The 12532-nt window shown below is 71.0% G+C and carries 9 protein-coding genes; 4 read left to right on the top strand and 5 right to left on the bottom strand.

Going from position 1 to position 12532, the window contains the following annotated elements; all coding sequences use genetic code 11:
* Positions 1-2 precede the first annotated feature (2 nt).
* From ACIOHC_RS17265 to ACIOHC_RS17245, 5 genes are all read right to left on the bottom strand, one after another.
* A complete protein-coding gene (locus tag ACIOHC_RS17265) occupies positions 3-1604 on the bottom strand; it encodes an ABC transporter substrate-binding protein (protein ID WP_351076542.1) in 1602 nt (533 codons plus the stop codon).
* 175 nt (positions 1605-1779) lie between these two features.
* The gene (locus ACIOHC_RS17260; protein WP_351076545.1) at positions 1780-2910 is read right to left on the bottom strand and encodes an acyl-CoA dehydrogenase family protein; all 1131 of its coding nucleotides are present in this window, start codon (positions 2908-2910) and stop codon (positions 1780-1782) included.
* Complete coding sequence (locus ACIOHC_RS17255; RefSeq protein WP_351076547.1) at positions 2907-4094, bottom strand: acyl-CoA dehydrogenase family protein; 1188 nt, start codon at positions 4092-4094, stop codon at positions 2907-2909. The genes ACIOHC_RS17260 and ACIOHC_RS17255 overlap by 4 nt, the downstream gene beginning before the upstream one ends.
* A complete protein-coding gene (locus tag ACIOHC_RS17250) occupies positions 4091-5059 on the bottom strand; it encodes an NADPH:quinone oxidoreductase family protein (protein ID WP_351076550.1) in 969 nt (322 codons plus the stop codon). The genes ACIOHC_RS17255 and ACIOHC_RS17250 overlap by 4 nt, the downstream gene beginning before the upstream one ends.
* 222 nt (positions 5060-5281) lie before the next feature.
* Positions 5282-7966, bottom strand: a complete 2685-nt coding sequence (locus ACIOHC_RS17245) for a beta-N-acetylglucosaminidase domain-containing protein (protein WP_401843098.1) — start codon at positions 7964-7966, stop codon at positions 5282-5284.
* Positions 7967-8197: 231 nt separating this feature from the next.
* On the opposite strand from ACIOHC_RS17245, the gene argG reads away from it, so the two are divergent.
* From argG to ACIOHC_RS17225, 4 genes are all read left to right on the top strand, one after another.
* Entirely contained in the window at positions 8198-9643 is a 1446-nt protein-coding gene (gene argG / locus ACIOHC_RS17240; RefSeq protein WP_389637033.1) for an argininosuccinate synthase, read from the top strand.
* A 315-nt stretch (positions 9644-9958) separates the two neighbouring features.
* Positions 9959-11353, top strand: coding sequence for a rhodanese-like domain-containing protein (locus tag ACIOHC_RS17235; RefSeq protein WP_401843097.1), 1395 nt, complete (start codon positions 9959-9961; stop codon positions 11351-11353).
* A gap of 53 nt (positions 11354-11406) precedes the next feature.
* Entirely contained in the window at positions 11407-11766 is a 360-nt protein-coding gene (locus ACIOHC_RS17230; protein ID WP_351083378.1) for a rhodanese-like domain-containing protein, read from the top strand.
* Positions 11763-12509: a sulfite exporter TauE/SafE family protein gene (locus tag ACIOHC_RS17225; RefSeq protein ID WP_351083364.1), complete on the top strand. Its 747-nt coding sequence runs from the start codon at positions 11763-11765 to the stop codon at positions 12507-12509. Before ACIOHC_RS17230 ends, ACIOHC_RS17225 begins: the two co-directional genes overlap by 4 nt.
* Positions 12510-12532 lie beyond the last annotated feature (23 nt).

Genomic DNA, 12532 nt, shown 5'->3' with positions numbered 1-12532 from the left:
GCTCACTTCTTCGGCGTCCAGTCCTCGACGTTCCACCACGGGCCGGAAGCCAGACCGTGGTCGTGCGGTTCGACCTGGGTGGTGAGGGCGCCGAAACGGTCCTTCACGACGTAGAGGTGGTCGATGTGGGTGAGAAAGGTGTAGCCGGGGTTCTTCACGAGTTCGCGCTGGACGGTGTCGTAGGCGGCCTTGCGTGCGGCCTTGTCACCGCTTCTGCGGCCGACTTCGAGTGCCTGGTCGACGGCCTTGTTGTCGTACCACGCCATGTTGTTGAAGCCGTCGCCCGCGAGCGAGGACTTCAGCAGCGTGTACTGGTCGAAGTCGGGGTCGGCGGGCGATCCGCCGCCGGCGAGGACCGCGTCCTGCTTCATCCGGGGCTCGATGACCTCCCAGGTCCCGGCCTCGGTGGTGATGGCGATGCCGGCCTTCTTGGCGTCGGAGGCATAGGCGAGCGCGTGGTCCTGGCGGAGCTTGTCGCCGGTGAGGTACCAGAGCGGGAACGCCGCGCGGACGCCGTCCTTGGTGCGGATGCCGTCCTTGCCGGGCTTCCACCCGGCCTCGTCGAGGATCTTCTTCGCGGCGGCCAGGTCGTGGGTGCGTTCGGTGCCCTTGGTGAACCACTCGCTGTCGGTGGGCACGGGACCGTAGGCGGGCCTGCCCTCGCCGTTGAGGATGGAGTCGACCATGGCCCGGCGGTCGACGGCGACATCGAGGGCGCGGCGGATCGCGGTGTCGCCCGCGACCTTGTTGTGGGTGGGCAGGGTCACCGTGCGGTAGTCGTACGTCGTTGCGGCGTACGTCCGCATACCGCTGCCGCGGGCGAAGCCCTTGGCCAGGTTGGGCGGCAGGATCGCGCCGTCGAGTTCGCCGGAGCGCAGCCGGGTGGCGCGCACGTCGTCGTCCTTGATGATCGCCATGGTGAACTTCTTCACCTTCGGCGCGCCGCCCCAGTAGTCGGGGTTGGCCCTGAAGCTCAGCTTCTCGCCCTTGGACCACTTGGTGAGGAGGTACGGGCCGGTGCCGATGGGGTGGGTGGTGAAGGCGCCGGTGTTGACGTCCTGCTTGCCCGCGATGTGCTCGGGGGCGATGGGCAGGACCGTGCGCTGCGCGAAGGGTGCATAGGGGTACTTGAGCGTGAAGACCACGGTGTCGTCGCCGGACGCCTCGACGCTCTTCACCGCGTCGAGTTCGGTCCGGGACGCGTTGTTGGTCTTCTCGTCGAGGATGGTGCGGTAGGTGAAGACGACGTCCTTGGCGCCGAACGGCTTCCCGTCGCTGAACTTCACGCCGCTGCGGAGCCTGTACGTGTACGTCAATCCGTCGTCGCTCACCTCGGGCAGGGCCGTGGCGAGCGCGGGCCGCAGTTTCATGTCCCCGTCGAGGGCGAGCAGCCCGTCGAAGATCTTGGAGTTGCCGTCCTTGCCGTAGCCCAGGAGCGGGCTGAGGCTGTCGGGCTCGTAGGCGATACCGACCACCGTCGAGTCCGCACCCGAGCCGGAGCCGCTGCCGTCCGAGCCGCCCGGTTGTGAACAGGCCGCCGCGGTCAACGACAGCACGGTCGCCAGTGTCACGGCGACCGCTCCCCGTATCGATCGGGCCGTCATACTCTGCACATCCCTTATTGAAGATCGACTGTTGTTGCGAACCAGTCGCAATTAAACAGCAGGTAAAGGGATGCTCGGTACCCCGTTGCACGGGAGAACGACGGAGCGGAGGTGCGTGTGCGCGCACCTCCACTCCCAAGTCCCCCTGTGTCGCGGCTCGTTCGCCCGCGTCCGGTTACGGCGCGGGCAGTTCCACGAGTTCGGCGACGGCCCCGCGATGGTGTCCGGCCGTGCCGTACGCGATCGAGTCGGCCTTGGCGCGCTTGAGGTACAGGTGCGCCGGGTGCTCCCAGGTCATGCCGATGCCGCCGTGCAACTGGATGCACTCCTCCGCCGCGTGCACCGCGACCTTCGAGCAGTAGGCCTGTGCGACGGCCACTGCCAACGGCGTGTCGGGGCTGCCGGTCGCGAGGGCGTCCGCGGCGTTCCGCGCGGCGGCGCGGGCCGATACGACCTCCAGCCAGAGCTGCGCCATGCGGTGCTTGAGGGCCTGGAAAGAGCCGATCGGCCGGTTGAACTGGTGCCGTTCACGGGTGTGGCGGACCGTCTCGGCCAGGCACCACTCGGCGATTCCGAGCTGTTCGGAGGCGAGCAGACCGGCACCGGCCAACAGCCCTCGGCGCACGGCGGCGACTGCGGAAGCGCCGTCGGCCAGGCGGGTTCCGACGGCTCCGGCGAGGGTGACGGTGGCGAGCGGGCGGGTCAGGTCGAGGGGGACGACGGGTTCGACGGTGACGCCTTCGGCGTCGGTCTCCACCGCGTACAGGCCGTCGGTCGTGGGGACCAGCAGTACATCGGCCGCGGACGCGTCGGCGACGCCGGTCATCCTCCCCTCCACCGCGTCGGCGACGACACCGGCCGGTTGCGCGGCTCCTGGCGCCGGGGCGGAGAACGGCACGGCGAGCACCGCGACCTTGCGCCCGGAGGCGAGGTCGCCGAGGAGTCCGTCGACCGGCCCGTCCCGCGTCGGAAGCGCGAGAAGCGTCTCGGTGGCGACGACCGCGCTCGTCAGATACGGGGCGGGGGCGACACTGCGGCCCAGTTCCTCCAGCACCACCGCGGCCTCGCGATGGCCCGCGCCCTGTCCGCCCAGCCTCTCCGGCACCAGCAGCCCGGCGGTGCCGATGTCGGTGGCGAGGGCCTTCCAGAGCCGCGGGTCGTAGGGCGTGTCGGATTCGACGCGGGCGAGCACCGCCGGTGCGTCGCACCGGTCGGTGAGCAGCGAACGCACCGCTGCCCGCAGATCCTCCTCGGCCTCGGAGTACAGCAGATCGGGCGCCTCGGTCTCTTCGGTCGGTGCGTTCATCGGGCGAGGTCCTTCCAGGCGACGTCCTTGTCGTTGCGCGGTTCGACGGGCAGGCCGAGTACACGCTCCGCGACGATGTTGAGCAGTACCTCGCTGGTGCCTCCCTCGATGGAGTTGCCCTTCGCGCGGAGGTATCGGTAGCCGGCGTCACGTCCGGTGAAGTCGACGAGCTCCGGGCGACGCATGGTCCAGTCGCTGTACAACAGTCCTTCCTCACCGAGGAGTTCGACTTCCAGTCCGCTGATCTCCTGGTTGAGCCGGGCGAAGGCCAGTTTCATTCCGGAGCCTTCGGGGCCGGGCTGTCCGGCGACGAGCTGCTGGCGCAGCCGGGTGCCGGTGAGCCTGGCGACCTCGGCCTCGACCCAGAGGGTCAGCAGGCGCTGGTGAAGGTCGTGGGTGCGCAGTTCGGGCCGTTCTCGCCAGGTGCGGGCGACCGGGCCGATCATGCCGCCCTCGCGCGGGACGCGCGCCCCGCCGATGGAGACCCGCTCGTTCATCAGGGTGGTCCGGGCGACCTTCCAGCCTTCGCCGACCGGGCCGAGACGTCTGCTGTCCGGGATGCGCACACCGGTGAGGAACACCTCGTTGAACTCGGCCTCGCCGGTGATCTGGCGCAACGGCCTGACCTCGACGCCGGGGTCGGTCATGTCGCAGATGAAGTAGCTGATGCCGAGGTGCTTAGGCCGGTCCGGATCGGTGCGGGCGATGAGGATCGCCCAGCGGGCCAGATGGGCGCTGGACGTCCAGACCTTCTGCCCGTCGACCACCCAGTCCTCGCCGTCGCGGACCGCGCGGGTGCCGAGCGCGGCGAGGTCGGAGCCCGCGCCCGGTTCGCTGAAGAGCTGGCACCAGACCTCCTCGCCGACCCACAACGGCCGCAGGAAGCGCCGCTTCTGCTCGTCGGTGCCGTAGCCGAGGATGGTGGGGGCGGCCATGCCGAGACCGATGCCGATCCGGCGCGGGTCGTTGTCGGGGGCACCCGCGGCGGCGAGTTCGGCGTCCACGACGGGCTGCAGGGAACGCGGCGCGTCGACACCGCCGAGGCCGGCCGGGTAGTGCACCCAGGCGAGTCCGGCGTCGAAGCGCGCCTTGAGGAAGTCGGTGCGGTCGGTGGTGGCCGGGGGGTGCGCGGCCAGCAGGTCCCGGGTGCGGCGGCGGAGTTCGGCAGCGTCGGGCGCGGTCATCGGGCGGCTCCTTGCGGGAGGACGACGATCCGGCCGGTGGTGGTGCCGTCGGCGACCCGCTGGACGGCGACGGAGGCCCCGCCGAGCCCGACGCGTTCGCTGATCAGCGGCTTGACGGCACCCTGAGCCGCCAGCCTGGTCAGCTCGTCGTGACAGGCGCGGACGGCGGCCGGGTCCTTGGTGTTGTACAGGCCCCAGTGGAGCCCGACGATCGAATAGTTCTTGACGAGGGCGTGGTTCAGCGCCGGAGCGGGGACAACGCCGCTCGCGAAACCCACGACGATCACCCGGCCCTCGAAGGCGATGCACTTCACGGACTTGGCGTACGCGTCGCCACCGACCGGGTCGTACACCACGTCGGCGCCGCGTCCGCCGGTGGCTTCCTTGACCGCGGCGACGATGTCCTCGCCGTGACGGTCGATGACCAGGTCGCAGCCGAGCGCGGCGGCGGTCTCGGCCTTGTCGGAGCCGCCGACCACACCGATGACGGTGGCTCCCGCGGCCTTGCCGAGCTGGACGGCCGCGCTGCCGACACCACCGGCCGCCGCGTGGACCAGGAGGGTCTCGCCCGCCCGGAGGCGCGCCCTGCGGTGCAGGCCGAACCAGCCGGTCTGGTAGCCGATGTGCAGGGCGGCGGCCTCGGCGTCGTCCAGGGTCTCCGGGGCGGGCAGGAGCGCCGACTCGTCCGCGACGACGTACTCGGCGAATCCACCGTTCGGCAGAGTCGGGGTGGCGAGCACCCGCCGCCCGTCCGTGGTCCTGCCGCAGATCTCCACACCGGGGGTGAACGGCAGGGGCGGGCGCACCTGGTACTGGCCCCGGCAGAGCAGCGCGTCGGGGAAGTTGATGTTCGCCGCGAGCACCTGGACGAGCACCTGCCCGTCACCCGGCGTGGGCCGGTCGGTCTCTTCGAGCCGCATCACCTCGCCCGGTTCGCCGTTCCGGTGCACTCGCCATGCCTGCATGAGGGGCCTCCACAACACTGTCGGCATTACCACTGCTCCGGCGCATACTAAGCGGTCGCTTGCTTCTCTGGGAACAACCTGCTCCTACCGGTTTCGGCCTCGGACGCGCAGGGATGCGCCCGGTCCCGCCCGAAACTCTTCGGGCGGGACCGGGCGCGGGACGGTTCCGTGAGCAGGGGGGCGGACGGCGGGATCCCGCCCCCGCTGTCCGCCCGTCGAGCCTCACTCCTGCCCGGTCACCACCACTTCGGCGATCTGCGGCGCCGCCGATCCCGTACGCCAGAGGAGGCGTACCGAGTCGGCCGTACGGGCCGCCGTGCCCACCTGGCTGTAGGGGCCGTCGAGGGCGCCGATGGTCTGCCAGGTTCCGTCGGCGCCCCGCAGCTGGACGTCGGCGCGGCCGGCGGATCCGGCCGACTGCAGCACAGTGACGGACCGTATTGAACGAGCGGCGCCGAGCGCCACCTCCAGCGCCTCCCCCGCCTCAGGGGCGCGGGCCGCTCGGTAGACGGTTGCGGGGTCTCCGTCGGAGGCCGCCCGCAGCGAGGATCCGGCCGCTGCGGGCGGTCCCCCGGTGACGGCGCCGTCCGTGGTCACCACTGCGAACTCCCGCACGACGAGCCAGTTCTCCTGGCCGGCGGTCGCCCGTGCCCGCACGTAGCGCGCCTTGGTTCCGGTGGGCACCGCCGCGGTGACGTCCGGCTTTCCGGAGAAAGCGGTGAGCTGCTGCCACTGTTGTCCGTCGGCCGAGTACTCAAGAACCCCTTCGTGGATGTAGTCGTCGGCGCTGCCGGGTTTGGCCATGGCGAGAGTGATGTCGCCGATGTCCCGTACCCGGCCCAGGTCCAGGGTGATCCCGTCACCGGCGGCGGGCGCCCCGTCGCTCCAGAAGTAGGTGGAGTCGTCGCCGTCGAGCATCCGCGCCGGCGTGTTGCTCTGATACGTACCCAGGCCGGTCGTCACCGAGGGCCGCCCGCTCACCCCGAGTATCCGGTCGTGCTCGGCGTTCGCCGCGTCGATGAAGCGGTCCAGCACCCCGTCACCGACGAGGACCGGTACCTTGCGGCCGTCGAGGCCGGTGTAGGTGAAGGACTTCGCCGCGGTGACCTGGGCGGCCAGTCGCTGCCGGAGTTCCCATGCCTGCGCACCCTTCCCGGCGCGGGCGGCCTCGACCATGCCCAGAGCCGTACGGGCGGCGACGGCCCAGGACTTGGTCGCGTCCAGCCAGGGGCCGGAGTCGGCGAGGAAGCCCCGGTCCGGGAGACTGCCGCGCAACCGGTCGGGGGCGGAGCCGAGCGCGCCGAGCGCCGAGTCGAGACGGGCGGCGTCACCGGACTTCCAGTAGTCGGCGAACTCCAAGGCCAGTTCGGGAGCCTGGTCCTTGTTGAGCGCCGAGCTGTAGTTGACGTCCGCGAAGGCCCTGAGTGCCTTCGCGGTACGGGGGTCGCCCCCCGCGTACTCCTTGAGCCCCTCGCCCCACGAGGTGCGGGGGTCGTACGCGGCGTCGTTCCACGCGTAGTCGGCGACGGTGTACAGGGCGATCTTCGAGGCGTACGGCTGGATCATCGGGTTGGCGGTGATCCCGGCCAGCCTGCCGGGCAGCCCCTTCTCCCTCCCGTTGAACGGGCCGAGCAGCAGCCGGTCGGTCGCGTAGTCGTTGACCGGGTAGTTGTCCCACGTCAGGATCGGGTGGCCGAAGACCGTACGGGCGGCCTCGGCCTCGGCGACGGTCATGGTCGGGGCGACGACTCCCACGCCGGTCCATTCGACGAGGACATCGGGGTCGAGCTGCTCGGACAGCGCCTTCTTGTACGGCGACGCGGAGACGTTGTAATACTCGGTGGGAACCATCTGGAGCGGCTGGGCGCCCGGGTGGGCGGAGATGAACTCCTTGTTGATCCGGTTGAGCAGATAGGCCTGGGCCGCGCCCGCCGCACCGCCGCCGGTCCCCCATTTCGCCTTGTCCTCGGCACAGTTCCAGTCGGTGTAGCTGATGTCGTCGAGCGGCACGGCGAAGGTCCGTACGCCGACGTCCCAGATGGTCTGGAACTTGTCGACCAGCGCCTTGGCGTCCGCATCCGAGCTGTAGCAGACGGAGAGGCCGGGCGAGAGCGCGTAGGTGAACTCGACGTGCCGCTGGACGGCCCGGTCGGTGAGCTCCTTGATCCGGGCCAACCGGTCGGCCGGGTAGGCGTCGCGCCATTTGGCACGGAGATACGGATCGTCCTTCGGCGAGTACACGTAGATGTTCATCTTGTGCTCGCCGTAGTAGTCCAGCTGGTCGAGCCGGGCCTCGTGCGACCACGGGGTGCCGTAGAAGCCCTCGATGACTCCGCGCAGCGCGGTACCGGGCCAGTCGCGCACGGCGAGCCCGGCGACCTCGGCACCCGGATGCCTCTCCTGCGGCAGGACCTGGCGCAGGCTCTGTGCGGCGTAGTACGTGCCGGTGGTGTCCTTGCCCGCGAGGACGATGCGCCCGGCACCGATGCCGAGGACATAGCCGTCGGCGGGCAGTGCGGACGGGCCGTCGAGGCGCAGGGCCGCGAGCGCGGCGGCGTCGCCGACATGGACGGTGAGCCCGCTCCTGCCGGGCTCGTCCCCGCGCACGACGCGCTTCGCTCCGGCCCGGCGCAGCGCGCTCTCCACCACACGCAGGGAGGGTTCGTCGGAGGTCGCGCCCGCCACCAGGGTGACGGTGGGGCTGATGGTGATCCGGTCGGATCGCTTCTTCACGGACTGCGGGGTCGGCGCGATGACCGGAGTGCCCCGGCCCTCGTCGGCCTGCGCCTGACGGGTGGTCCGGGTGCTGTCGGCTGCCTGGGCGGGCGGCACTGCGGTCAGCAGGCCGCCCGCGAGCAGGGTCGCCGCCGCGCCGAGCGCGGTGAGACGGGATGGGCGAGGCGTCACTGGTCCTCCATTGATCACTCAAGTCACCGGAGTCGCGCAACACAACAACACCGCATTCAACATCATGAGGCTTGCATGTCAATGGTCTGGACAACATCAACTCTCTGACCTGGGGATTTGCGTCCAGAACTGCGATTCGTGACGCATGGGCGATGCGCTCATGCATCGACTCCGACAAAGACGATCGCGGCGGACTTTGCATGATCATGCGAGATTATGCATACTCTTCCTATGTCTAAGGTCCTCACCTCCCTCCCCGCCGGCGAGCGCGTCGGCATCGCCTTCTCCGGCGGTCTCGACACCTCGGTCGCCGTCGCATGGATGCGCGACAAGGGCGCCGTCCCGTGCACCTACACCGCCGACATCGGCCAGTACGACGAGCCCGACATCGCCTCGGTGCCCGGCCGCGCGAAGACCTACGGTGCCGAGATCGCGCGCCTGGTCGACTGTCGCGCGGCACTGGTCGAGGAGGGTCTGGCCGCGCTCACGTGCGGGGCGTTCCACATCCGCTCGGGCGGACGCGCCTACTTCAACACCACGCCGCTCGGCCGCGCCGTCACGGGCACCCTGCTGGTCCGGGCGATGCTTGAGGACGACGTACAGATCTGGGGCGACGGCTCGACCTTCAAGGGCAACGACATCGAGCGGTTCTACCGGTACGGCCTGCTCGCCAACCCGCACCTGCGGATCTACAAGCCCTGGCTGGACGCGGACTTCGTGACCGAACTCGGCGGCCGCAAGGAAATGTCGGAGTGGCTCGTCGCCCACGACCTGCCCTACCGCGACAGCACGGAGAAGGCGTACTCCACGGACGCCAACATCTGGGGCGCCACCCACGAGGCCAAGACCCTGGAGCACCTGGACACCGGCGTGGAGACGGTGGAGCCGATCATGGGCGTGCGGTTCTGGGAGCCGTCGATCGAGATCGCCGCCGAGGACGTGACGATCGGCTTCGACCAGGGCCGGCCCGTGACGATCAACGGCAAGGAGTTCGCCTCCCCCGTCGAGCTGGTGATGGAGGCGAACGCCATCGGCGGCCGGCACGGCATGGGCATGTCGGACCAGATCGAGAACCGGATCATCGAGGCCAAGAGCCGCGGCATCTACGAGGCGCCCGGCATGGCCCTGCTGCACGCGGCGTACGAGCGCCTGGTCAACGCGATCCACAACGAGGACACCCTCGCCCAGTACCACAACGAGGGACGGCGCCTCGGCCGGCTGATGTACGAGGGCCGCTGGCTGGACCCGCAGGCGCTGATGGTGCGCGAGTCGCTCCAACGCTGGGTCGGCGCGGCCGTCACCGGCGAGGTGACGCTGCGGCTGCGGCGCGGCGAGGACTACTCGATCCTCGACACCACGGGCCCGGCGTTCAGCTACCACCCGGACAAGCTGTCCATGGAGCGCACCGAGGACTCGGCATTCGGCCCGGTCGACCGCATCGGCCAGCTCACCATGCGCAACCTCGACATCGCCGACTCGCGCGCCAAGCTGGAGCAGTACGCCGGGATCGGTCTGATCGGCACCGCCAATCCCGCCATCGGCGCCGCCCAGGCGGCCGCGACCGGGCTGATCGGCACGATGCCGGAGGGCGGCGCGGAGGCCATCGCCTCCCGCGGCGAGGTCTCCGGCGACGACGAGATGCTGGACCGCGCCGCGATGGAGTTCGGCACGGACTGACCAGTCCCGTCGGACGGAATGCTCGACACCCCGAGGGGAAAGCACCACCGGAGAAGGCCGGCTCGGCGCCCATGGCGCCGGGTCGGCCTTCTCCGCTGTGCGGGCGCCGGTTACGGCGGTACCCGGTCGGCAGCTGCGGCGATCCGCCGGGACCGACCCGGGACCGGCCGGATTCGGCCCCGTCCACGATCGGCCCCGTTCCCGCCTCCCGGCGTTGCCCATCTCTCACCCGAGCAAGCTATACCCCCCGGGGTATCAATGTTAATCTGGAGGAGAGATACCCCCCGGGGTACGCCGTACGGAAGGAGTCGTGTCGTGTTCTTCGTCGACACCATGGAGACAGCGGGCCTCGGCAACCGCAGTTATCTGGCGGGCGGGCAGCGGGCCGCCGTGGTCGTGGATCCGCCGCGCGACATCGACCGGGTCATCGCCGCGGCCGCCCGGCGCGGCGTGCGTATCGCCCTCGTGGTGGAGACCCATCTGCACAACGACTACGTGACCGGCGGCCTGGAGCTGGCGCGCGTCACCGGTGCGCGGTACCTGGTGCCGGCCGCGGCGGAGGTCTCCTTCGCCCGGGTCCCGGTGGCCGACGGTGACATCGCCCCGGTCGACGAATGCCTCACGCTGCGCGCGCTCGCCACTCCCGGGCACACTCCGCACCACACGTCCTACGTGCTGGAGGAGAAAGGCAGGGCAGTCGCCGCCTTCACCGGTGGCTCGCTGCTGATCGGCGGCGTCGGCCGACCCGACCTGCTGGAGCCTCGGCTCACCGCCGAACTGGCGCGCGCCCAGCACGCCTCCGCGCACCGGCTCGCCGACGAGCTCGAAGACACCGTGCCGGTTCTGCCGACGCACGGCTTCGGCAGCTTCTGTTCGTCCACCCGGGGCGAGGGGGCGGCCACGACGATCGGCGAGGAGCGCAGCCGGAACGATGCTCTGGTCAAGGACGTCGACACCTTCGTCGCGGAACTGCTCGCCGGCCTCGACGACGTGCCCGCGTACTACGCGCACATGGGACCGGCCAACGCGGCAGGCCCCGCTCCGCTCGACCTGACCCCGCCGGATACGGCCGACGCCGAGGAGATATCCCGGCGGCTCGCCGCGGGCGAGTGGGTGGTGGATCTGCGCAGCCGGCTGGCGTTCGCCGAGGGCCATGTCGCCGGATCGTTCAACTTCGAGGGCGAGGGACAGCTCGCGACATATCTGGCCTGGCTGATCCCCTGGGGCAAGCCTGTCACCCTCCTCGCGAGCACGGCCGCGGATGTCGCGCACGCGCAGCGGGAGCTGTCGCGCGTCGGCATGGGGCGGCCGGTGGCCGCCGCCACCGGCCGCCCCGAGGACTGGGTGCGCGCACCGGCGGCGCTGCGGTCGTTCCGCAGATCCGACTTCGCGGGTCTGGCGGCCGCACGGGCGCGCGGCGAGGACCCGGTGGTTCTCGATGTGCGCAGGGACGCCGAGCACAGCGGCGGAGCGATCACGGGGGCGCTGCACATTCCCGTGCACGAACTGCGGCGACGGCTGGACGAGGTGCCGCCGGGCGTCGTGTGGGTGCACTGCGCGGGCGGGATGCGGGCGGCGATCGCCGCGTCACTGCTGGATGCGGCGGGACGAGAGGTGGTTGCCGTCGACGACGGCTTCGACGGGGCGGCGGCAGCGGGCCTGAGCCTGACCGTCCCTCTCTCCGCCGACCCGGCCGCCGCCACGGCCTGACCACCCGACGACCACACACCCGCACCCGAGGAGTGTTCTTCATGTCTTCCCTGATGTCCTTGTTCCGGCGCGGCCCCGGCCGCGTCACCCCTGCCGAGGCCGCCCGCATGACCACCGACGGTTCGGCTGTTCTGCTGGACGTACGTGAGTTGCCCGAGTGGAACGCCGGTCACGCGCCGGGGGCGATCCATCTGCCCCTGTCCCGGATCGCCGAGGGCGCGTCGCTGCCCGACTCGGCGACGGGCCGTCCGGTGGTGGTGATCTGTCGCTCCGGCAACCGGTCCCGACAGGCGGCCCGGATCCTCGCCGATCGCGGCGCCCAGGCCGTCGACGTCGTGGGCGGCATGACCTCCTGGGCCACTGAGGGGCTGCCGGTGCGCGACCGGCGCGGGGCGGCGGGCACCATCGCATGACCACGCTCGTTCTGGCGCTGCTCGCCGGGGCGGTGGTCGGTCTGGCCCTCGGCGGACTGGGGGGCGGCGGAAGTGTTCTCGCCGTCCCCGCGCTGATCTATCTGCTCGGCTTCACCCCGGCCGCCGCCACCACTGCCGGGCTCCTCATCGTCATCGCCACGTCTCTCACCGGCCTCGTCGCCCATGCCAGGGAGGGCAGGGTCCGCTGGCGTACGGGCGGGCTCTTCGCTGCGGCCGGAATCGTCCCGGCCGCCGTTGCCGGGGCCCTGTCCATGCGGATTCCGTCCGGGATCCTGACCGCCGCGTTCGCCGTGCTCGCGGTGGTCGCCGCGGTCCGGATGCTCCGGCCGCGGGCCGAGGCCGCGCCGCAGGGCCCAGTTCCCGCCGGGCGGGCCGCACGGGCGGGTGCCGGACTCGGTGCCGTGACCGGGTTCCTGGGCGTGGGCGGCGGTTTTCTCGCGGTGCCCGCCCTGGTCACCGTGCTGGCCGTCCCGATGGCCTCGGCGGTCGGGACCAGCCTGCTGGTCATCACCGTGAACTCCACGGCGGCCCTGGTCACCCGCCTCGCCGCGCCCACCGCGCTGGACTGGGCGGTGATCGCCCCGTTCACGGCGGCGGCGGTCCTCGGGGCCTGGGACGGGCAGCGACTGGCGTCGAAGGTGTCCACGTCCGCGCTCCAACGGATCTTCGGCGTGGTGCTGCTGGCCGTGGCCGTGTTCATGCTCGTCGACGCCGTGGCGTGAGAGCCACGACGTCGATCCACCTG

It is taken from the genome of Streptomyces sp. NPDC088252 (assembly GCF_044740965.1).
GTDB lineage: Bacteria > Actinomycetota > Actinomycetes > Streptomycetales > Streptomycetaceae > Streptomyces.
The sequence above is the reverse complement of the archived record's forward strand: the minus strand, read 5'-3'. Positions and strand labels throughout refer to the sequence as shown.